This window comes from Herminiimonas aquatilis, from assembly GCF_042665175.1.
Classification (GTDB): Bacteria; Pseudomonadota; Gammaproteobacteria; order Burkholderiales; family Burkholderiaceae_D; genus Oxalicibacterium; species Oxalicibacterium aquatilis.
Window position 1 is genome coordinate 368,211 of record NZ_JBHTCC010000003.1, and the last position, 21,944, is coordinate 390,154.

A 21,944-nucleotide genomic window follows, 5' to 3' on the forward strand; every position below is an offset into this window, starting at 1 on the left:
AGACACTATATTAAGGATTAATTATTTTTGACGTATTAGGTTGCGACATGCTGCATATGGATATCAACAAGATCAATATTCAGCACGACAACGCGTTCATTCTAATTTTCTAACACGAGAGAATGTCGAGTTCCTTGGTAGTAGACCTTTTTGTTTCCGACGCTATTAGTATCCACGACATCTAAGCCAGTCATATTTTCTGTTTTATTGTCGGAATCACTTAATACGCTAGGACGATATTCAAAATTACCGTGCGTGTAATAGCTCGACGAGTACCAAGGTTTAGTACGATATACAAGCGTTGCATTGGCTTTCGATATCTTAAGAAATGATGCCACTAGATCTCGATCAGAATTGCCATTCAAGTGTTTAATAATAAGAGGACTGCAAAGTACGGAAATTATGGCAAGTGTAGTTGCACCTATGCTTGTCCATCTAACCAGAGTAGCAGATACATTTTCCATCCAGCGTGCCACTAACACAGTGAATGGCACTAAAGCTGTTAAACCATAAGTCCAGATAATATTATGTGCGAAAGTAAAAAATACTAACGGCATCAATGTTGCGCACCAAAGGAAGCGCTCAAGTGGTTCAATGTGTGCGGTCTTTTTAAGCATGAATTTATAAATCTGCGATACAAATACACCGATCCAAGGAAATATGGCAGCAACCCAGAATATCCAAATCGTCCCCAGTGCTTCAACATGCGCGTTTCCATAGCGATCACCTTTCCAAGCAGGAATAAGGAATCGCGAAAAATGCTCTCCAACAATGAAATAGTTTAAAAAGCCAGGGTTGTAATACTCAGCTGCGATATACCACGGCATAAAAATGCAAATCGCAACACCCACGCCCAACCAATCAAAAACTTGCTTGAATAATGCAATCGGCTTGCGCACTGCAATTGCATAGGCAATCAAAGGCATACCGATTAATGCCCAATCAGCCAATCCTTTGCATAATGCACCAATCCCGACCATGCTCCAGAAAGCGATTCGCCATATACGACGAGCATCTCGACTTGCATCAGATTGAGGGTCTATGACGCGCCATGCAAAGTAAAGTGCCGCTGTGACGACGCACATTTGGATGGCATCCGTCATCACCGCGCCTGCACTTATGAAGAAAAGTGGGCAACTCGCAAGAATAGGAAATACTAACCACGTCTTCTTGATGTTGAAAGCCTTCGCGAAGGCTACGGTTGTTAATGCAGTCGCAATAGAAGCCAACAATGAGGGTAAGCGCGCTGAAAATTCCGAGACTCCAAAAATGAACATGGAAACAGCTGCGGCCCAAGTCGACAAAGGTGGCTTCGCAAAAAATGGCGTATTCAAATCAATATGCGGCATGAGCCAGAAGCCATGTGTCAAAGTCAGCCTAGCGATTTCACCATATCTGGCTTCTGTTGTGTCGGCCAGTGGGAGAATCGACATCAAGAATAATCTATAGAGCAAAAGTAGAAGCGGAACTGCAGCAAAAGCAATAAGAAAACCATCCCGAGATTTTGACACTGTCGCAGTATTTTTTGATAGATGTATTTCTCCAGCAGTAACTATGAGCATATTATTCAAACTCATAGTGCTCTCCCTATACCAATCCGGCGATCTGCACTCTTGAACATCAACCTGAGCATGCAGACCCATGCAATCGCCAAACTCCATCCTGCCAAAATATCGATTGGAAAATGCACGCCTAAATACATACGAGAGAAGCCTACCGCCGCAACAAATGCGACACAGGCGAGTTTATGAGCGGGGTCCCAAGACTGAGGAATTGAGATGGAAAATAATGCTAAAACAATCGACATCGACACGGCTGCATGTCCACTTGGAAAGCCATATGACGATTGATGTGAAATGACATCCCAGAGCTGAGGACGACTGTGGTGAAAAATATGTTTTGTGACTTGCGCGATCGCTTCTGTGCCCAATGTCGCCGCCAACAAAAATGTGCTTGCATACCAGGCGCGGCGATACACTAGAAATATAAGTACGATGACGCCAGCAACCGTCACAGACGCCGAAGCGATTAATGCCAGTTGATCGAAAAATGGCGAAGCATAACTATGCAGGGACAACAAAAGTGATGACTCAAAACTCCAAGGCCTACTTAGTTGTGTAAGTGCTGAAAGGAGAAAGAATCCTGCTAGAGAAACAAATATTCCAAATAGATACCGTGTATTGAATGAACATAAGCCGCGCTCTGATTCTGGTATATCGGAAATATTACGAAGTTGTAATGAATACGAAGTTAATTCGGCATTTGCGAAGTTCTTCATCTCTCGCCCATAAATATGATTAATGAGCAAAGAGTAGTGATCGATTCTTAAACGTTCCTTAAGAAAAAATTAAATTTATGTGCAAACCAATCGAGTGAATGAAGTTCGGGGCATGATCTTTACTTCGCCTTAACGTACTACTGTATATATTTTGACGATTAAAAAATTGCTTTTGATCTGTCACGGTCAACAGGGCAAGTTTACCAACAGTCTATGAACGGTAAAGTCCGGGCATCGCAGCAAACCGCACACAACCAGTAAAGGCAACATGCAATCATTCGTCGCATTCATCAATATCTGGTTTCTTCACCTAGACGTTCAACTTTCGACCTTGCTTGCCTTGCATGGAAGTTGGGTCTACCTAATTTTATTTAGTGTTATTTTTATCGAAACTGGTCTTGTGATCATGCCGTTTTTGCCAGGTGATTCACTCCTCTTTGTGGCAGGCGCATTATCGGCAAGTAGCTTGCTTGATCCATGGCTATTATTTGCTCTGCTTGTCATTGCTGCTGTAAGCGGGGATGCCGTTAATTTTTTTATGGGAACGTTTACGAGAGAAAGAGCAATTGATACTCGACGTATCCTCTTTCTGAAACAGGATCATATAAATCGCACTCATAATTTTTTTGAGCGGCATGGAGGAAAGACAATCGTCTTGGCGAGATTTGTTCCCATCATTCGAACGCTCGCACCATTTGTCGCGGCGTTAGGTCGCATGCCGCCGCGTATTTTCTTTGTCTACAACATCATTGGTGCTGTCTTGTGGGTGGGCTTACTTATCGCTTGTGGACATTTTTTTGGAAACATTCCTTGGGTTATAACCAATCTCACGATCGTTATTCTTGGCATTGTATTTATATCGATCCTACCCGTCATAATTAGCTGGTTATGCTCCCGTCAGTCGTACTGATTGTTGATTTATATCTAAACTTTTCTAGCTTAAAACACAAACGTAATTACTTAATTGTGGAGTTACCAGTCTGACTCTAGCTCTAACCTCACGTAGTTTTCAACACTCATACTTTCGCTATTAAAGCGAAACTCTTCTCTGCCATTTTCTTTCGCGCGATACATCGCAATTTGGTTTGTGTTTCATCAATTTGCAATCGACTCGCACAATTTTGCGTGCAAGCCGAAATGCCGGTATGAGGGTCGGCGGGAATTGAGGTTCGGCCGGGATTACGTTTTTTTTGCAGAAGCGCATTTAACTATATGATTTAAATGAGAAATTCAGATTTTTATTAGTAGCGTTCCAATGTTCATAAATGAATATCTATAACTTGCTATTGCACAGCGTGACATATGACGCACGGTTTGCCTCTTCCAGTATCTGTTCGCCTATCGGAATTGAGTTAGAAGGTTTGCGTATTCATGATGTTTTTCTTCTCAATAGCGTACCAGCCGCGTTTTCCTGGAACTGTCCTGCTTCCTCAATATAGCCCTGCACAGTACCGTCGTGGCGCCAACCGCCTTGCCGTTTGATGTCTTGGAAATCCGCGCCGGCGCGGTGCGCGCTGGTGGCCATGCCACGCCGTAAGCTATGGCTGGAGAGCTGCGGTACATAATTCAGTTTTACAAGCTTTGCGCAGCTTTCCAGTACTGCATTTACGCTGGACTCATGCAACGCTTCCTTACCAATTTCACCCCACTTCGTAATGGATCTGAAGATTGGTCCGGCCGTGATGCCTGCGGCATCGAGCCACGCGCGCAATGCCGTCGCCGGACAGCATGGTCCATCACCGAATGGAATGGCTTTGGTAATGCCTCGGCCAAGCTGATCCGTTTTTGATCGTGCCAGCGTGATCACGAGTCCTTCCTGTTCCCATGCGACATACGGTACCTCCAGCCCGACAAGTTCACTGCGCCGGTAGCCACCAAAATAGCCGATTTGCAGCAGCGCGTTGTCGCGCTTTGCCTTGATCGTGCCTAAGTCGGCCAGGTGCTCAACAATACGCTCCAGATCTTCGATCGGTAATGCTTTAGCCTTCTTTTTCGGCTTGCCATGCGTGCGGCCAATTCCTAGCAGCGTCCTGCGCACCGTTGGCGTTGATGCTGGATCAGGGAAGCCTTGATGGGCATGCCACTGGGAGAGAGCCGTTAAGCGCAATGCTAGTGTGCGGGAATTGAGTGACTGAGAAAATTCGAGCAAATATCGAATGATCACCACTTCATCGCAAGGCAAGACCCCGCCCCAAGTCAGAAAGTGACGGATCGCAGAACGATAAGTACGGCGCGTATTTTCGGAGGTGGCAGCAGCCAAGAATTCCCGATGCTTTTGCTGCAAAAGATCGACTGGAATGACCGTACTGCCGTTACGCGGCATTTCCTCGACAGCGCTTGGTGCGACGCGATCATTTTCAGGTAGATTTTCGTCAGTCATGTTTTGTCGCTAGATTTCGGCATTTGTACTCAATATTACATAGGCTAGCATAATCATCGTCAACATGACACGCGATAAGATACCTTATCGAAGGTATTTAATATGAATTTATATATAATTTAAATCGTTATTTAAGATAATATTACGTATCACGTAATGCATAATTTTATTTAAGGCTAACGATGGCGCGCGCAGGCATACTCTATTCACAAGTGGCGTCCGTTGCCGCCCAATTGGCCGGCCGCGGCATTAACGCGACAGTCGATAACGTGCGTGAAGCACTGGGCAACACCGGCAGCAAAAGTACAATTGCGCCCTTGTTAAAACGCTGGAAGAGCGAACAGGAGAAGCATGTCTCTGGCGCGCAAACTGGCTTGCCGGCGGATCTGGTCGCGGCGGTCAAAAATTTGTATGAACACCTACAGCATGAAGCCAGCCAAAATATTGAGGCCACCTTGGCCCAGTTGGCATCGGCCAAGGCAAGCTTCAATGAGCAAATGGAGGCGGCCCGCGATGCTACAAAGGTCTTGAAAACAGAGCGAGATAAGCTAGATGTGGCGCTGACTCAGGAGCGGAATGCACATGAAAAGCTCGGTGCTGCTTATCATAGCCTGCAAATAACTGAGGCTAAATTGCAGGCCGAAGCGGCCGGCATGGTGCAGCGATTACAAGATCACCGCACCGAGGTCGACAATCTAAAGCAGCAACTTCATCTAGCGAATACCCAATTTGAGTACTATCAAGAGTCCATTGCCAGCCAGCGTATGGAGGAACGACGTCAGTTCGAGCACTCCAAAGTAACACTGGATGCCGAAATAATGGAAATGCGCCACCAACTTGCCGCCAAACATGTGCTAATGACGCAGCAGGATCAGAAAATTGCGCAGTTGAAGCAAATCGATGAAGAATTGCAGTCGTTCAAATCGGATTATCGACGCCTTGAAAGAGAATTATTGATGGTGACTCAGACCTTAAGCACGCAAACTGCGCTTGCCACCGAGTTAAGCGCTCGATTTAAGATTGCATCCGAGGCGTTATCGGATGCTCAAACCAAATTGGCCGTCCTGGATCATGAACGATCGCAACTGCAGGCCCGCAGTATTGATTTGGAAGCAAAGACCACCGCCCTGGAAACGGTCTGTCAAGCTTTACGCATCGACAAGGCGACGCTGGAAGGTCAGCTTCAACAGATCGCTGCGCAGAAAACTCTGAATATCGAGGCTCACCGAGCAAATAATTCGTAATTTTTTCTCCCCCCATTTTTTGGAAAGCGCATGGCATTGCGGCATAGTCGTGACTAGACCCACATCATTGAGCGTGTCGTCGACAAAAGCAGTAAACAAATTGTTGTGGGGCGCCCCATGGCGTGGTGTGCACTTCCACGTTGCTTTCAATGAGGTCGAACGGCTCGCCGAACCGCGCATGCAACTCAGTTGGTGCGTAACGGGCTACCGGCAAACCACTACATTTGTCAGGTCCATCAGGTCCGAACGTGCCGACGATGGCAAAACCGCCTAGCTTAAGTGAATGAAGAACCTGAGCAACGTAACGCTCACGTTGAGCATTAGTTGTCAGAAAGTGAAAGACTGCCCTGTCGTGCCAAACATCAAATACCTCTTTGGGCAACTCCATTTCCAAGATGTCTGCTGCCGTCCATGTCACTTCCTTAGCTTGTATGCCAAGACGTTGCTTTGCGACTTCTAAACCGGTCGAAGATAGATCATTGACCGTCACGTTGCTATAGCCAGCAGCCAGAAGATCATCAACCAAGGTTGATTCGCCTCCACCTACATCAATGATGGAAGCATCCTGATTTGGAGCGGCCTTAGTCACATAGTGAAGCGACTGCAACAAGTGCGGAGCATACCAACTAACCGACTCCGGAGATTTGGTCTCGTAGACCGATTCCCAATGCGCTTTTGTATTCAAAATAATCACCCTTGTTCCCCGTCAAATCAAAGTTACTACATAATAATCAGATTTAGGGATCCCATTGATAAGGGGGCGGTATTGGACCACTTCGTACACAACTAAGTCATATTTTTGAAGAGCTCACTCAGCGATTTATAAGTATCAATCGCTTGTCCCATAGCGAACTCGTATCGAATTGCGGTATTAATAAACACTGCCTGTTCTGCATCCACATCGACGGTATTTCCGTCAACGCTCGACTGGGTTGGCATTCGATATAAAAGCTTGGGTGAGAACGCGCTATTAATTGACACTGCTTGTGGTGACGTTTCGAGTACGGCCAGTGCCTGCGCCAAGGCAGCTTTAAAATCAAAGTTCCGCGCCTTGTAGTTAGGGGTATCGGCATTTGCAATATTGGAAGCGACTAGCTCTAGTCGTTTCTCAAATAACTTCACCGAAGCTTCCCAATACCGATCGCCAGAAATCTCGCCAATTGGTATACGCCCATTATTTTTAATCCCGTCCATGCGACACCTCCCTATAAAGGACGACACACTTTCAAAATATCTAACGTAGAGTTGTAGAAAGCATTTTTGATATCGGCCATACCAAGAACGGTGTGGTAAATGTTGTCGTGACTAAATGGAAGATTTCTTAATGATTGGACGCAGCTAGACTGGATATTCTTGCGTTGGCGATAACCCTCTGACATCCACAGCAACATGGGAATGCGTGTCTGCATATCTGGGGCGAAATAATAAGGGGCCCCATGAAGATACAAACCGTTTTCACCTATAGATTCCCCGTGATCGGATACATATATAAAAACTGTGTCGTACCGGTCAGATAAATCTTGAAGCATCTCGATCATCTTGCTCAGTACATGATCTGTATAACGCACGGTGTTGTCATAGGCGTTGTGTATTTCATCAAGAGAGCAAGCGCCTAGATTGGTCGTACGGCAGGTAGGTTTGAAGTATTCAAACGATGCCGGATAGCGACGCCAGTATGCTGGTCCGTGACTGCCGATTTGGTGTAGTACTTTTAACTGATCAACAGGGTTATCAGTTATTGATTTAGATAAGCCAGAGAGCAAAATTTCGTCATGACAGTAGTCTTCCTGGCACAGCAACGGTGTAACTTCGGCTTGCATGGCGACTGCGGGAACCCTTGCACAGATCCCTTTGCACCCGCTGTTATTGTCTCGCCATTCAACAGCAATGCCGCCCTTGGTTAAAGTGTCGAGCAAATTTGTTCGGTTAGTGGCGTTAGCGACCTCAAACTTCTCACGCCCCAAACCAGAAAATATACAAGGCAATGAAATCGCGGTAGACGTACCGCAACTAGACATCTCGTTAAAGAGATAGAGATCGCCTACACCGCTCAACTTGGGATTCGTCGGACGAACGTGTCCTAACAATTCAAAATCAGCAGCCCTGGCTGTTTCCCCGATGACCAGAAAAATTAACAAGGGCTTGCTTCCCAATGGCGGTGGTACTCGACTTACTTTTCCATCCACATCGATTAACTGCGTAGTTGGGGCAGCGGATTCTTGCTTCATCAAGTTCCAGCTTGCATACAGCAGATTCCCCGGATTCATCATGTATCGTAGTGGCTTATGCTCACGCAAAAATGATGCAAATTTTCCAGATTGCGGGGACATAACGACAAACACGATCATTGCTCCGCCGACGATGAAAGCAATTCTTTGAAAAAAATATCTTCTATAAGGAGTTGGCGATAAGGTAATTTTCCAAAGCAACCAAGCTGGCAGAATTCAGAAAACTAGGATGTAGGTAATTAGTCTCGCGCTAAAAAGTCCAAGTGCTTCGGTGGCGTCTGTTTCCACGACATTGCGAACCATGTCGCGATCAATGCCTATTCCAAAGTTGTCCACAAAATATGCGCAAGCGGCGGCAAGAACCACTAGACATACGCCTGCGACACGCATAATCCGACGACCTGGCATCAGTAAAAGCAAGACCGCATACAGCCAAGAGAACAGCAAAAATAATGCGAAGATAAATGCACCGTCGGCAATGCCAGACAAATTCATAGCCTTGACAACGTTAAACCAAAACTGCCAATTGCTGAGCGCAACAAGTGCTATTGCAGTAAGCGATGCAAATGAAATATCCGGATATTTTGCAAATACTTTGGCTATTGAAATCCACGTTTTATCAGCACTATTTTTCAATAATAGTCTGACCCGATCAATGAAAATTGAGGAAATAGAAGCCATATCAGGACAAGGATTTAGAGTAGTGTGAAGTCACTTCCTTGTATGGCAAGACATTCGATTTCTCTTCCGACTGCACGAGAGCAGAAGGCTGATATCCCTCCAAAAGATAAAGTGGACGTCGCTTACTCTCGATAAAAAGTCTTCCCAGATATTCGCCTATGATTCCTATAGCCATCAATTGCAAACCACCCAAGATCATCACGGTGACGATTAAAGTAGGAAAGCCTTTGACAGACTCGCCTATAAATAATGTCTTGATGAGAAAGTAAGCGGCATAGATGAACGTGATACCTGCACAAGCTAAACCCACATACGTCGCGATTTTTAAAGGAGCGACCGAGAATCCAGTAATGCCTTCAAGAGCAAAATTCCAAAGACGCCAATAGCGCCATTTACTATGTCCGGCCGCTCGAGCATCTCGGCTGTAATTCAGTGTCACTTGCGGGAAACCTATCCAAGCGAACAGCCCTTTCATAAAGCGATTTCTCTCTTCCAAAAGATTAAGAGCGTCGATCGCCCGTCGACTTAGTAGGCGAAAGTCGCCGACATCTTCTGGAACAGGAACTTCGCTCAAACGATTAATCACACGATAGAAAGCGTGCGCAGTCGCTTTTTTAAACCATGATTCCCCGCTGCGATGGCTTCTCCGCATATTGACGATATCAACACCCTCTAGCCATGCGTCAACCATGCTCGGGATCAGCTCAGGAGGGTCTTGTAAATCTGCATCAATAATTACAACAGCGTCCCCACTCGCCAGCCTTAGTCCAGCACTCATGGCTTCTTCTTTCCCAAAATTTCTTGAAAAACGAGCCACGCCGACCTCCTGACTATTTGCTCGTAGCTGTTGCAGAATGAAATGCGTTCTATCAGTGCTACCGTCGTCAACGTAAATAACTTCCCATTCATGATTTAACGCAGAGAGTGCATTTACCAAGCGATCATGGAATATCGGGAGGACACTTTCCTCATTGAACACGGGAACGACGACGGTCAAAGTATATGAGGGCAACTCTCTCCCCTCGGCACGGGCAATCGGATGCAAGTTTTTCATCGCAGGCTTCTCTATCTTTTTAATGAAAACTTTGGCCGACACGAATGGGCGCTATTTAAAAAGCGTGCAACCACACATTTCCAAATGGGTGATTTCCAAAAGTGCCTAGGCAAAGGCATGCATTTGGCGTGAAATTAATCCACGCTATGCGCTGCATTTTTGATAATTAATACCTCGTTACCACGGCACAAAGACCGAAGACAAAGTATTAGATTGACAGGGATTTAAAGCCGAGGAGGACGAAAAGGTGCGTCGAATGCCAGAAGAAGAATTTCGACATAATTGAAATAAAATTCTGCAGATTGCGTTAGAGGCAGAAAAGAAAAGTCTAGGTCGACACCTAGAAAAAGTTGAAGATGGCTCGCGGCGTGAAGCAACTCGTGCTCGACTGCTACGGAACTTGTTGCAATGCTGATGTCCAAATGATCAGTGTCATGCAATGACACATACTCAGCGGTCTTTGTCATTGGGGTGACATTGGCACTATGCTCAAGTTCATGGTTAAGCCAGTTTGAATGGTCACTCCATAGGCCAACGTTAGTCATAAATAAAAACATGACTAACATCGTAAACGCAAAGGATCTAGTAACCAGCGTGCCCATATTATGATTTCGTGACTATCCGTATTTTTATAAAATATCGTATGACATAGATGACTTAATGAGATTTACCGCACTACCTCTTTTTTCGCGCACTATGTTTCTTTGTATTCGGTACCTGCTGCTTTATATTTCGCGCCTTCTTAGCCGACGGGTCTGAACGACTCAACCAATACAACGTGCCAAAAATAACTAATATGATCAGAAGCGTTACAACAAGCAGCGTATTTGCTAGTGCCATCGGCACCCAACGATTTCCTATATACATAATTTATTAAAAGATATTTGTTGTCCAATGAGTGTCTGTCCGCATCAATCACGATTCTTTCTTAACTGGAAGGACCGAAAGAATGCTCTACTGCGGCCTGTTCACAAGGCTGCTTCTCGATTTGTATGGTGGTGTGATGGATTTCAAATTGTTCAGCAAGTAACGATTGAATAGTCGCTATCAGTACGGGATGAAGATTTTCGGAATCATCACTAACTACATGCATCGTCAAACTTACTTTCCCGCTTGAAATTGACCATACGTGTAAGTCATGCACACTTTGGACACTTGGGATCTCAAGGACAGACTTCTGAAGTTTTTCCAAATCCATGCCTTCGGGCACTCCTTCGAGCAACACATTGATGCTCTCTCTCAGCAATACCCAAGTTCTTGGCAACACCCAAAAACCAATCCCAACTGCAATCACTGAATCCACCCAAGTCCAGCCTGTATAACGAATAATGAGTGCTCCGGCAATTACGCCGACAGAACCCAACATATCGCTCCAGACCTCTAAGTACGCGCCTTTAACGTTGAGACTGGAATCCTTTCCAGCACTAAGCAATCGCATACTGATTAAATTAATAATCAATCCAAGCGAGGCAATGATCAGCATGCCCGTGGACTCTATTTCCATCGGCGAACGAAATCTTTGATAGGCCTCATACAGGATGTACATCGCCACCAAAAAAAGTAGGATCGCGTTAAATGCAGCTGCTAGTATTTCAAAGCGAAGATAACCAAACGTTCTACGCTTATCTGCTGGTCGCTTACCTATCTGAATGGCGACCAATGCAATAGCTAGCGCGCTTGCATCGGTCAACATATGTGCGGCGTCTGACAACAGTGCGAGACTGCCAGTAATAAAACCTCCTATCACTTCTGCGATAAGAAAAGTTGACGTCAGCAAGAACGCAATCAGCAAGTACTTTTGGTTTTGCCCTTTGGGCAATGCATGGGTATGGCCAGCGCTCATGAGAATCCTCGGTTCAATCAAACAAAATTAACGTTACATATGTCAGTGCAATTTATTTGCGCTCCATCCCACACTTGCCGCAAAACTTCATTCCCCCCAACATGTCTGCCTTGCAGCCCTCACATTGCACCGGGATCAAAGACGTACCGCATTGCTGGCAAAACCGCGCAGTCGCAGTATTTGCCGTCCCACATGCTATACATGTCATCGTCGGCACCGCTGCCGATTGAGGCGCTCGTCCCCAAGTCTCGGTTTGATTCGCTGGCGGGCCATTGTCATAGCGTTCGTGGTGTCCACCTCCATGGCGACGACCATGCCCACCACCCATTAATTTTTCAAAGATACTCATTTTTTCTCCTTCATTTGTGACTCAATTCACAGTCAATAATCTATTAAGTTAGCGATTGCATTCCGACGAATCTGGAGACGGCTCCTTTCGCGTAAATTTTTTCCAGCCTGGAACATGGCGGAGTGCCAATATTCCATATATAAGAATCGTCGTTAATATCGCGAGTACATACATGCCGAATGCACAGGCCATTCCGATTGATGCGGTAGCCCATAAAGTTGCAGCCGTCGTCAACCCTTCAATGCGTCCATGCACATGCAAAATTACCCCAGCGCCCAAAAAACCGATACCAGTTACTACTTGTGCGGCAATTCTGGTCGGGTCTCCACCTATGACATGAAGCGAGATCAGGCTAAAGGCACAGGATCCTATCGAAATCGCCATGCATGTGCGAACTCCCGCATCACTTCCCTGGCGTTCGCGGTCCAGACCAATGACTGCGCCAAGAAGGGCAGCAAGGACAATCCGGCCAGAAAATAGCAATTCCATTTTCCAATCCAATGTTCACTCCATCTTTATGAAAAATACGTTCATGACAATTCGTTTTTCAATTAGGAAACTGGATCAAGTTGATGATCCAGTCCCTGCAAAGAAATAGTTAAACAACATGCAATATCAGCGCTACGCGAATCATTTCCAAAACGCGAGTCGATGGATGAAACCGCGATTTTCAGTATCGCGAGCATGCGGTTCATCTTCATCACGTTGGTGTGCCATTTGGTAAAGCAGTGGCAACACCAACAAGGTCAGCAACGTCGATGACAAGATGCCCCCGATAACGACTGTTGCTAGTGGACGTTGCACCTCTGCACCGGTACCCATCGCCAAAGCCATAGGCACAAATCCCAATGAAGCAACCAATGCCGTCATCAACACCGGCCGCAGTCGGGTCAATGCCCCCTCATGAATAGCCTCATCAAGCGTTCGCCCTTCCTCACGAAGACTACGTATGAAGGAAATCATCACCAGTCCATTAAGTACCGCGACGCCTGACAGCGCAATGAATCCGACCCCTGCCGAAATAGACAATGGAATATCACGCAACCATAAAGCGGCAATCCCGCCAGTTAATGCGAAAGGCACACCGGTGAAGACCAACAAGCCATCCTTCACGTTACCGAACATGGCAAACAAGAGTAGAAAGACCAGCAGCAGTGCCAGAGGCACGACGATTTTCAAACGATCTGTAGCGGACTGCAGCTGTTCAAAGGTGCCGCCCCAGTTAATCCAGTAGCCGGTGGGTACTTTCACTGTTTGCTGGACCTTTTGCTGTGCCTCAGTAACGAAGGAGCCGATATCACGTCCCCGCACGTTGGCCGTCACAATGACAAGACGTTTACCATTCTCACGGCTGATCTGGTTTGGTCCAGGTGCCAATGTGAAAGTGGCGACGTCGCCGAGTTGTGTATAGCCGGGGGCATTCGATTCCATGCCTTCTCTTGCCGGCAAACGAATCGGGATTTTCTTGATGGCCTCTATATCGTTGCGTACTGAATCTGGTAGGCGAACGAGAATATCGAAACGCCTATCTCCCTCAAATAGTACGCCCGCCTCCCGGCCACCAACTGCGATGGACAAGGCTTCCTGTACATCTCCTACGTTGACGCCCAGCCGCGCAACTCTTTCTCTATCAATCTGAACAGTAAGCATCGGCAAACCAGTGGTTTGCTCAACTTTCACATCCGCAGCACCGGATACGCTGGTCAGCACATCGGAGATTTGATCTGCCGTTACATTCATCGCATTCATATCATCGCCAAACACTTTGACAGCAACATCGCTACGCACACCAGAGATTAATTCATTGAAACGCATTTGAATCGGTTGTGTGAATTCGTAGTTATTGCCTGGTACTTTGGCCACAGCTTCCTGCATTGCGACAATCAACTCCGCCTTGCTTCGCTTGGGCTCTGGCCATTCCGATTCCGGCTTCAAGATAACGAAGGTATCGGCAACATTCGGTGGCATAGGATCCGTTGCGATTTCTGCCGTGCCTAGTTTTGCAAAAATGCGACTGACTTCCGGAAAGCTCTTGATGTTACGTTCCAGCTCCATTTGCATGTCAATCGCTTGCGTTAAACTGGTGCCCGGTATGCGCAAGGCATGCAATGCAATATCACCTTCATTCAGACTAGGGATAAACTCGCTACCCATGCGCGTCATCAACAAACCGCTCAACACGACGACGACGCCGACGACAGTCAGAACCAAAGGTTTACTGATCATTACCCAGTTCAACATAGGCTCGTAACGACGCTTGGACCATGCCATCAGGCGATTTTCTTTTTCGCTGACTTTGTCGCCAATCAACAAGGCAACGGCAGCAGGAATAAACGTCAGCGACAATATCATCGCGCCTATCAGCGCAATCACCACCGTGAACGCCATAGGATGGAACATCTTTCCTTCCACGCCGGATAAGGCAAAGATAGGCAGGTACACCACCATGATGATCAACTGACCGAAAATCAGCGGACGGCGCGCTTCTTTCGATGCGGCAAATACTTCGTGAAACCGCTCGTTGCGTGTCAATGCCCGTCCAGCAATTGCTTGTGCATGGGATAACCGACGTATGCAGTTTTCAACAATCACAACTGCACCATCGATAATGATGCCGAAATCTAGCGCACCCAGACTCATCAGATTTGCACTGACCTTGTTATTGACCATGCCGGTAAAGGTAAACAACATGGCCAGTGGAATGACCATCGCGGTAATAATCGCAGCACGAATATTTCCAAGAAAGAGAAACAGAATGGCGATGACCAATAACGCGCCTTCCATCAGGTTTTTCTTCACGGTAGCGATTGCTTTATCGACTAAAACAGTTCGGTCATAGACCGTGTCGGCCACAATGCCTTTAGGCAAAGTCAGGTTGATTTCCTTCATCTTTTTATCAACCGCTGCTGCCACTGAACGACTGTTTTCACCAATCAGCATGAACACGGTACCCAGCACGACCTCTTTTCCATTCTCGGTCGCAGCACCAGTACGCAGTTCCTTGCCGATTACAACGTCCGCTACATCGCGTATGCGCAAAGGAACGCCCTGACGGGTGCTAATCACAATGTTGCCGATATCGTTGATATCTGTCACTTGGCCCGGTGCACGAATCAGGTATTGTTCACCGCTTTTCTCGATATAGCCTGCTCCAACATTGTTATTGTTGCGCTCGAGGGCCGTGATCAAATCGTCCAGCGACAGACCATGTGCTATCAACCTGTCAGGGAACGGTGCCACCTGAAACTCCTTGGCATTACCACCGATCGTATTAATTTCGGTCACGCCTGGCACATTGCGTAACTGTGGTTTGATAATCCAGTCCTGGATTTCTCGCAGATCAGTTGGCGTGTAAGGCTTGCCGTCTGGCTTCAGCGCACCTGGCTTGGATTCCACCGTCCACATGTAAATCTCGCCGAGCCCGGTCGAAATCGGGCCCATGCTTGGCGTCACACCTGATGGCAGTTTCTCTTTCGCTTCTTGGATGCGTTCATTGACCATTTGCCGCGCAAAATAGATATCCGTTCCTTCCTTAAAAATGACGGTGACCTGGGAGAGGCCGTAACGCGATATGGAACGGGTCTGTTCCAGCAATGGCAGACCAGCCATCACTGTTTCGATAGGAAAGGTAATGCGTTGTTCTGTCTCAAGTGGTGAGTAGCCCGGAGCACTGCTATTGATTTGCACCTGTACATTTGTAATGTCAGGTACCGCATCGATAGGCAACTTCTGATAGTTGTAAATGCCTAGTGCAGCGATACCGATAGTCATCAACATGACCAGCCAGCGCTGATCAATCGCAAAGCGAATAATTTTCTCAAACATGAATTTTCCTTGAACTAGAGGGCCGCGTCGCCGCGTTCGCCACTATGAATGCGCACCATGTCTTCGACTGCCGTAACAGCAATCAGACCGTCGCCGCGATTGCCTGTATGGGACGCGGCACGAATAGCTTCAACAGCATCTTGTGCAATATCGTCAGGACAAAACATCAGCAGCACGATGTGTTCGTGCGTATCGGGGTTCCACTCATCCGCTGTAAAGGTATGCTGAGCACCATGGCCGCGAGCATGTCCTCTTGCAGGGAATAAAGTAAAGCCAGGTAAATGACTCATGCCATGCAAGGCTAGCTCAACCATCTCGAGTCGATGCGGTTGAATGATTGCAATAATCTGTTTCATATCGATCTCCTTAGTGGTCGTGGCTGGCACTTGCCTTGCCAAGTTCTGCTTTGATCAGGAAACTATTGGTGCCGGCATATTTTTCGTCAACACTCAGGCCATTGAGTACTTCGATTAACTTGCCGTCGCTACGACCCAGCTCAAGCGGGCGTGCTTCCAGCAAGTTGCCATAGCGACCGAATACGACAGTCCAATCGCGCACTGTTTGAATGGCGTCTGCAGATACAGCAACCGGCACGTCCACTTCGCCTGCAACCAGATTCACATTCACAGGCAAGCCTGGACGCCAGAGGCCTTTAGGGTTGGCAAGGACAAGTCGTGCCTTGGCAGTACGCGTTTGTTCCCCAACCAATGCACCGATATACGACACTGTTCCTGTATCTTGTGCATCGAAAGCACTGGATTTGACGGTGCCTTTTTGCCCGGTCTTCAATACATTGATATCCTCTGCGCGAACCGTCAGATCGACCCACACGGTAGATAAATCGGAGATGACGAAGATATTGGCATCTTCTTTGGTGACCGTGCCTGTGGAAATACTCTTGTTGGTAATGACACCATCGATAGGCGAACGAATTTCATACTGCGTCAGGTTGGAAGATGAAGGTGATGCGCCCAATGCTGCCAGTTTCTGCTGCGCACTCTGGGCCATGATTTGGGCTTCCTGCAAGGTGGTGCGAGCTTGCAGATAATCCTGTTCAGCCGATATCTTTTCTTCCCATAAAGTCTTTTCACGCTCATAGGTCGTGCGTGCAAGACTCAAGCGTTTCTGCGCTGCCAGTAGTTCGCTACGCTGATCTGACAGCGATTGACTGGAAATGACAGCGAGCACCTGGCCTTTCTTTACTTGGTCGCCGGCATTGGCGCGAACCGATTCAACTATGCCGGACAAGCGTGGCACTACATGAACAGTACGGTCTTCATTCAGACGGATTTCACCTATCAGTTGCAGACTTGTTTTGATACGCGCCGGGCCTGCAGTTAGTATCTGTACGCCATTTTGTTTCAGTTGCTCGTCACTCATGGTGACCCTTGCTTCTTCCTGCGAGTAAGCAAACTGATATGGCTTATCGCCATAGCGAGCATTGATAGTCACTTTGAACGAATGCGGCTCTTCAACGATGGCGTTCCCTTTCAGGTAATCGCCTTCTTTCACAAAAGTGAACATCTGCGGTTTGCGACCCAGACGTTCCAGAGTCACGCTGACTTGGCTAGCACCTGGGTCGAGTGGCTTGCCGTTCTTGTAGGCGTACAAACGGAACTCGGGTTCCACATCTTTTTCAAAAATGGTCACTTCAAGCGCGTAATCATCTTTGGTAAACAACTTGCCACCGTGTGGACCTTTTTGCGGTTCGGTTGAGGCATGGCCCTTTTCATCAACATGCTCTTTTGTTTCAGTGTGTCCAGATTCCTGTTCTGCACCCGGCGGTTGTGCTTTACCCATGCCCAAGATCAGGCCGCCTAGCAATAGGCCAACGACGACTACGATAATGATGATGGTGGTTTGTTTTTTACGTGGTTTAAATTTCATCATGGCCTCTATTACTTGATGGCAGAAAATGGTTCGCCCAGCAGACGGTCTATGTCAGTTGCGGCACGGTAGGTCTCAGCTAAGGAGCGCAAGTACTGCGATTTGGCTTGGAAAAAAGTACGTTGCGCGTCGAGCACTTCTAGGAAGCTAAATTTTCCGAGCTCGAAACCTTTCGTCGTTGCGTCGTAGTTGCTTTGCGCACCAGGTAAGATTTCCGTCTTGATTAACTCTGCTTCGATCAGCGACTTACTTAAGCGGCCATGTGCTTGTCCAAGCTCCATGTTCAAATTAACTTCCGTCGCAACCAGCTCATCGCGTGCCTTGTCCGTGCGGCGAAGTGACTCCAAAACGTTGCCTTGATTACGATCAAACACAGGTATCGGTATCGACAGTCCTATCACTGCCTGGTTACGGCCCATCTGCTCATCCCGCTTTGCACCAAGCGTCACCGTAACATCGGGAATCCGTCGCGATCGCTCAACTTGCGCTATTGCTTTCCTGCGTTCGACTTCAATTTTTGCGCGCAGCAAAAACGGAGACTGCTGCAAACGTTGGGCCAATTCAGGTAAGGGCCAAAGGGTTGGTAGATCGCTTTCCGTATTTTCAACAAGCTCAAAGCCCGGAGTGACACCTCCCCACGTTGCCGCTAATTGGCGACGAGCTGTTTCTAACTCATTTACAGCTTGCGCCAGTTCGACTCGAACACCTGCTTCGGCCACGCGTGCGCGCGTTTCTTCTACTGGGGATATTTTTCCAGACATCACTCGTCTTGATGCTATCAATGTGGCTCGTTTAGCTAACTCGACTGACCCCTCAGCTAAGCGAATGCGTTCCTGACCAACCAATACGTCATAGAAAGCTGAAATAACCTTCGCACGTATGTCGGCTTGTTTAGCCGCTAGATCCATGAGAGCGAAATCACGGCCGCGCTCAGCAGCACTGATACGCGCACCGCGCTTTCCACCCAATTCAATAACTTGATTTATCTGTACGGTGGTCGTGCGTGTTTCGCGCTTGGTATCTTCGACCAAGGTTGCCAACTCTGGATTAGGGATGAGTCCAGCTTGCTGAACCGTCCCTTCAATTGCTTCTACTTCGCGACGCGCGACCGCAATATCGGGATTGGCGTTATACGCCAGCTCCAACGCCGCCGCTAGCGTAAGACTTGGGAAAGCCGACCCTGCAGGCGTAGATCGAGTCGCCATATTGGAATAAACAGAGGTATGCGACATCGGTTGCGCATACGCTGGAAGTGCAATTGAGCTTAGTGTGGATGCCGCAATTAAAAGCGGCAGTAATACCTTTTGCATCGAATCTCCTTGTGGAACAGACAAAGGGGATCCGACGACCTGCGCTGGAAACTACATCAAAAGTAGGGAAATAGAACGAGCAGGCGCCGGATCAGGAAGCGGCGTTTGCCCATTTAGGCCGTTCAGGTCTTGAAGGACGACTTGAGGCAAGAAGAGGATTGCCACCAATAATTGATGGCGCACTGATAAGGTCCAACGCCATCATTTGTACTGGCATACTCAGGATTGCGATGCCACCCAGATGGCAGGTAGTGCAATCGCCGTCAACCGCTGCAGCCGATTTTGATGTATCGGCTTTTTCATCAGCGGACGCAATGTGTTTATGCTCGTGATGACCAAAATGCACCGTAGATGGATTAGTTTCATGTTCGCAATAGGCTGCAGCCGCTGCCCAGCTAAGCTGGAGCGGAACAATCAAAAACATTAAAATAATCAGTAGGCGTTTCATATCTAGCCGGATTCTAACTTATTTTTAAAATTTTCTAGCAAAGAATTATGTTGTAAAAGATGTGTAAGCAACATTAATAGCTTTGATAGCTATGACGTTTAGTCAGTTTCGAAATCAGACGTAAGATTTTTTCAACAGCCTTAATCCATTGAAAACAACCAGGAGACTTGCACCCACGTCGGCGAACACAGCCATCCAAAGCGTTGCTATACCCATAAAAGCCAAGACAAAGAATACTGCTTTAATACCAATCGCAGCACTGATGTTTTGAATCAGAATGCTGCGGGTTGCACGACTCAGTTTTATAAAAACGGGAAGTTTTCCAAGGTCATCATTCATCAGCGCGACATCAGCCGTTTCAATCGCGGTATCGCTACCTGCTGCCCCCATCGCGAAGCCGACATCAGCTTGCGCCAACGCTGGCGCATCGTTAATACCATCGCCGAGCATGCCTACTACACCGTAGCTTGATTGAAGGCTTTTGATTTCCGTCAGTTTATCTTCTGGCAACAGTTCCGCCTTGATCACATTGATACCAACATGAGCACCTATCTGCTGCGCTGTACGATTGTTATCGCCGGTCAGCATGACAGTTGTAATGCCGAGTTGATTCAGTTGCCGCACACCTTCAATGGCGCTCTCGCGCAAGCTATCGGCAATGGCAATAATACCCACGACCGTTTTGTCCGTTGCGAGCATTACAGCGGTTTGTGCAGCACCTTCTATTTCATCCAGCAGCGCTTCAATCGCTGGACTACAAACCTTTAGCTCTTCGATCAGACGGTGATTTCCTAGATAGTAAATTGTGCCGTCGATCTCACCCTTAACACCTCGCCCCGGCAAGGCTTCGAAATTGGTAACGACTTTATGCAGAGAGCTTTCAGGACCGGCTTTGACGATAGCATTTGCCAAAGGGTGATCTGAGTTCGCATCCAGACTAGCCGCAAGTAACAAGACACCTTCACGTTCACTATTACCTATGGTTTTCACATCAACCACAGATGGCTGACCGGCTGTCAGCGTACCTGTCTTGTCCAATGCAATAGCTTTTAACTTGTAACCTACCTCAAGAAACTCTCCACCCTTGATAAGAATCCCGAGTCTTGCTGCAGCGGTCAGGCCGCTCACCACGGTTACCGGCGTAGAAATGACCAGCGCACATGGGCAGGCGATTACCAGCATGACCAAAGCCTTGTAAAGCCAAGGTGTAAATGCCGCGCCGAATACCAACGGTGGTATGACCGCAACTAGGATAGCCATCACCACTACTGCAGGCGTGTAATAACGGGCGAACGTATCGACAAAACGTTGCGTTGCGGCCTTGTTGTTTTGCGTCTCTTCAATGACGCGAACAATTTTCGCCAAGGTGCTGTTACCGCTATTGGTGGATACCTTTATATCCAGCAAACCACGCTCATTGATACTCCCCGCATAAACAGGATCTCCTGTGCGTTTGTCCACCGGCATGCTCTCACCAGTGATGGGGGCCTGATTAACCGAAGACTCGCCACTTGTGACGACGCCATCGAGGGCGATACGCTCGCCTGGCTTGACGCGCATCATGTCGCCAACAACAGCAGATTCCACCGGCTTTTCTTGCCAGCCACCATTGGCGTCCTGCAAGGTCACGACATCTGGCGCCAGTTTCAACAAGCCATGCACCGCATTTCGTGCACGATTCAGAGAAAGACTCTCAATCAATTCTGCGACCGCAAAGAGAAATACCACCATCGCAGCTTCAGGCCATTGTCCGATTGCCATAGCGCCGATAACGGCCAAACTCATCAGGAAATTGATATTGAGCGTGAATGTTTTTAATGCAATCCAGCCCTTTTTCAATGTCGGCAATCCGCCGCTTGCGATCGAAATAAAGGCCAGTGCAATGACTAGAGGCGATCCATCGGTATGAGTTGTCCATGCAAGCACTTCTGCTGCGAGTGCTGCAACACCGGAAATAGCCAGCAATATCTTTTGGACCGACGATAACGACGCTGATTCTTGGGCTTTTGACTGATGCGCTTCGCTATCGACTAACTGCGCATCCATACCGATAGCTTTTAGTGCTGAGGTAACGGATTCGAGACTATTTAATTGATGGTGAACATTCAGGATTCGATTTATCAGATTAAAGTCGAGACGAACAATTCCATTCATGCCTTCCAGCTTGTTACGAATCAATTTTTCTTCGACCGGGCAATCCATGTTTGAGATACGGTATTGGACCGATTGTGCATTGGATGGAACTTCCGATGAAGTTGGTTGGGTGGCAGTATTGTATACAGTCTGGCAATCACTAATTGAACAGCAATCCGCAATACCCTGCTTATTCTGAGGACGATGTATTTCAGCCATTCTTTGCTCCACTTTCCAGATGATGTATGCTGAGTAGACACCCTGTAGCCGCTACAGGGTCAAGC

General features: G+C 47.5%; 18 protein-coding genes and 1 pseudogene. 2 read left to right on the plus strand and 17 right to left on the minus strand.

Annotated elements, in window-relative coordinates; genetic code table 11:
• Window positions 1-101 precede the first annotated feature (101 nt).
• On the minus strand, window positions 102-1,577 hold the full coding sequence (locus ACFQO0_RS14200) for an ArnT family glycosyltransferase (RefSeq protein WP_382235732.1): 1,476 nt from the start codon (window positions 1,575-1,577) through the stop codon (window positions 102-104).
• Entirely contained in the window at window positions 1,574-2,278 is a 705-nt protein-coding gene (locus tag ACFQO0_RS14205; RefSeq protein WP_382235734.1) for a phosphatase PAP2 family protein, read from the minus strand. Before ACFQO0_RS14205 ends, ACFQO0_RS14200 begins: the two co-directional genes overlap by 4 nt.
• A gap of 268 nt (window positions 2,279-2,546) precedes the next feature.
• On the opposite strand from ACFQO0_RS14205, the gene ACFQO0_RS14210 reads away from it, so the two are divergent.
• Entirely contained in the window at window positions 2,547-3,188 is a 642-nt protein-coding gene (locus tag ACFQO0_RS14210) for a VTT domain-containing protein (protein ID WP_382235736.1), read from the plus strand.
• Between the two features lie 459 nt (window positions 3,189-3,647).
• Here ACFQO0_RS14210 and ACFQO0_RS14215 read toward each other — a convergent pair whose 3' ends face one another.
• Window positions 3,648-4,658 carry a site-specific integrase gene (locus ACFQO0_RS14215; RefSeq protein WP_465261969.1) on the minus strand — a complete coding sequence of 337 codons (1,011 nt, stop codon included), beginning with the start codon at window positions 4,656-4,658 and terminating at the stop codon, window positions 3,648-3,650.
• Window positions 4,659-4,840: 182 nt separating this feature from the next.
• On the opposite strand from ACFQO0_RS14215, the gene ACFQO0_RS14220 reads away from it, so the two are divergent.
• Window positions 4,841-5,902 carry a DNA-binding protein gene (locus ACFQO0_RS14220; RefSeq protein ID WP_382235738.1) on the plus strand — a complete coding sequence of 354 codons (1,062 nt, stop codon included), beginning with the start codon at window positions 4,841-4,843 and terminating at the stop codon, window positions 5,900-5,902.
• A 64-nt stretch (window positions 5,903-5,966) separates the two neighbouring features.
• Here ACFQO0_RS14220 and ACFQO0_RS14225 read toward each other — a convergent pair whose 3' ends face one another.
• From ACFQO0_RS14225 to ACFQO0_RS14290, 14 genes and pseudogenes are all read right to left on the minus strand, one after another.
• Complete coding sequence (locus ACFQO0_RS14225; protein ID WP_382235952.1) at window positions 5,967-6,587, minus strand: class I SAM-dependent methyltransferase; 621 nt, start codon at window positions 6,585-6,587, stop codon at window positions 5,967-5,969.
• A 101-nt stretch (window positions 6,588-6,688) separates the two neighbouring features.
• Window positions 6,689-7,096, minus strand: coding sequence for a flagellar basal body rod protein FlgB (gene flgB, locus ACFQO0_RS14230; protein ID WP_382235740.1), 408 nt, complete (start codon window positions 7,094-7,096; stop codon window positions 6,689-6,691).
• Window positions 7,097-7,107: 11 nt separating this feature from the next.
• A complete protein-coding gene (locus ACFQO0_RS14235) occupies window positions 7,108-8,130 on the minus strand; it encodes a phosphoethanolamine transferase (protein ID WP_382235955.1) in 1,023 nt (340 codons plus the stop codon).
• Window positions 8,131-8,811 (minus strand): annotated as a pseudogene (locus ACFQO0_RS14240) (phosphoethanolamine transferase domain-containing protein); the annotation flags it as partial.
• A 1-nt stretch (window position 8,812) separates the two neighbouring features.
• Window positions 8,813-9,865, minus strand: coding sequence for a glycosyltransferase family 2 protein (locus ACFQO0_RS14245; protein ID WP_382235958.1), 1,053 nt, complete (start codon window positions 9,863-9,865; stop codon window positions 8,813-8,815).
• A 928-nt stretch (window positions 9,866-10,793) separates the two neighbouring features.
• Complete coding sequence (locus tag ACFQO0_RS14250) at window positions 10,794-11,708, minus strand: cation diffusion facilitator family transporter (protein ID WP_382235742.1); 915 nt, start codon at window positions 11,706-11,708, stop codon at window positions 10,794-10,796.
• A gap of 52 nt (window positions 11,709-11,760) precedes the next feature.
• Window positions 11,761-12,057, minus strand: coding sequence for a zinc ribbon domain-containing protein (locus tag ACFQO0_RS14255; protein WP_382235744.1), 297 nt, complete (start codon window positions 12,055-12,057; stop codon window positions 11,761-11,763).
• A gap of 48 nt (window positions 12,058-12,105) precedes the next feature.
• Entirely contained in the window at window positions 12,106-12,546 is a 441-nt protein-coding gene (locus ACFQO0_RS14260; protein ID WP_382235746.1) for an MgtC/SapB family protein, read from the minus strand.
• Between the two features lie 141 nt (window positions 12,547-12,687).
• Complete coding sequence (locus ACFQO0_RS14265) at window positions 12,688-15,882, minus strand: CusA/CzcA family heavy metal efflux RND transporter (protein WP_382235748.1); 3,195 nt, start codon at window positions 15,880-15,882, stop codon at window positions 12,688-12,690.
• Between the two features lie 14 nt (window positions 15,883-15,896).
• Window positions 15,897-16,238, minus strand: a complete 342-nt coding sequence (locus tag ACFQO0_RS14270; protein ID WP_382235750.1) for a P-II family nitrogen regulator — start codon at window positions 16,236-16,238, stop codon at window positions 15,897-15,899.
• A gap of 10 nt (window positions 16,239-16,248) precedes the next feature.
• Entirely contained in the window at window positions 16,249-17,769 is a 1,521-nt protein-coding gene (locus ACFQO0_RS14275) for an efflux RND transporter periplasmic adaptor subunit (RefSeq protein ID WP_382235961.1), read from the minus strand.
• 11 nt (window positions 17,770-17,780) lie between these two features.
• Window positions 17,781-19,079, minus strand: coding sequence for a TolC family protein (locus tag ACFQO0_RS14280; protein ID WP_382235963.1), 1,299 nt, complete (start codon window positions 19,077-19,079; stop codon window positions 17,781-17,783).
• A gap of 91 nt (window positions 19,080-19,170) precedes the next feature.
• Complete coding sequence (czcI, locus tag ACFQO0_RS14285) at window positions 19,171-19,527, minus strand: cation efflux protein, CzcI family (protein ID WP_382235752.1); 357 nt, start codon at window positions 19,525-19,527, stop codon at window positions 19,171-19,173.
• A gap of 114 nt (window positions 19,528-19,641) precedes the next feature.
• On the minus strand, window positions 19,642-21,879 hold the full coding sequence (locus ACFQO0_RS14290; protein ID WP_382235754.1) for a heavy metal translocating P-type ATPase: 2,238 nt from the start codon (window positions 21,877-21,879) through the stop codon (window positions 19,642-19,644).
• Between the last annotated feature and the right edge of the window lie 65 nt (window positions 21,880-21,944).

Coding starts and splice junctions, on each gene's coding strand:
- ACFQO0_RS14200 (WP_382235732.1), bottom strand. CDS start 1,577: ATGAGTTTGAATAATATGCTCATAGTTACTGCTGGAGAAATACATCTA.
- ACFQO0_RS14205 (WP_382235734.1), bottom strand. CDS start 2,278: ATGAAGAACTTCGCAAATGCCGAATTAACTTCGTATTCATTACAACTT.
- ACFQO0_RS14210 (WP_382235736.1), top strand. CDS start 2,547: ATGCAATCATTCGTCGCATTCATCAATATCTGGTTTCTTCACCTAGAC.
- ACFQO0_RS14215 (WP_465261969.1), bottom strand. CDS start 4,658: ATGACTGACGAAAATCTACCTGAAAATGATCGCGTCGCACCAAGCGCT.
- ACFQO0_RS14220 (WP_382235738.1), top strand. CDS start 4,841: ATGGCGCGCGCAGGCATACTCTATTCACAAGTGGCGTCCGTTGCCGCC.
- flgB (WP_382235740.1), bottom strand. CDS start 7,096: ATGGACGGGATTAAAAATAATGGGCGTATACCAATTGGCGAGATTTCT.
- ACFQO0_RS14235 (WP_382235955.1), bottom strand. CDS start 8,130: ATGAAGCAAGAATCCGCTGCCCCAACTACGCAGTTAATCGATGTGGAT.
- ACFQO0_RS14245 (WP_382235958.1), bottom strand. CDS start 9,865: ATGAAAAACTTGCATCCGATTGCCCGTGCCGAGGGGAGAGAGTTGCCC.
- ACFQO0_RS14250 (WP_382235742.1), bottom strand. CDS start 11,708: ATGAGCGCTGGCCATACCCATGCATTGCCCAAAGGGCAAAACCAAAAG.
- ACFQO0_RS14255 (WP_382235744.1), bottom strand. CDS start 12,057: ATGAGTATCTTTGAAAAATTAATGGGTGGTGGGCATGGTCGTCGCCAT.
- ACFQO0_RS14260 (WP_382235746.1), bottom strand. CDS start 12,546: ATGGAATTGCTATTTTCTGGCCGGATTGTCCTTGCTGCCCTTCTTGGC.
- ACFQO0_RS14265 (WP_382235748.1), bottom strand. CDS start 15,882: ATGTTTGAGAAAATTATTCGCTTTGCGATTGATCAGCGCTGGCTGGTC.
- ACFQO0_RS14270 (WP_382235750.1), bottom strand. CDS start 16,238: ATGAAACAGATTATTGCAATCATTCAACCGCATCGACTCGAGATGGTT.
- ACFQO0_RS14275 (WP_382235961.1), bottom strand. CDS start 17,769: ATGAAATTTAAACCACGTAAAAAACAAACCACCATCATCATTATCGTA.
- ACFQO0_RS14280 (WP_382235963.1), bottom strand. CDS start 19,079: ATGCAAAAGGTATTACTGCCGCTTTTAATTGCGGCATCCACACTAAGC.
- czcI (WP_382235752.1), bottom strand. CDS start 19,527: ATGAAACGCCTACTGATTATTTTAATGTTTTTGATTGTTCCGCTCCAG.
- ACFQO0_RS14290 (WP_382235754.1), bottom strand. CDS start 21,879: ATGGCTGAAATACATCGTCCTCAGAATAAGCAGGGTATTGCGGATTGC.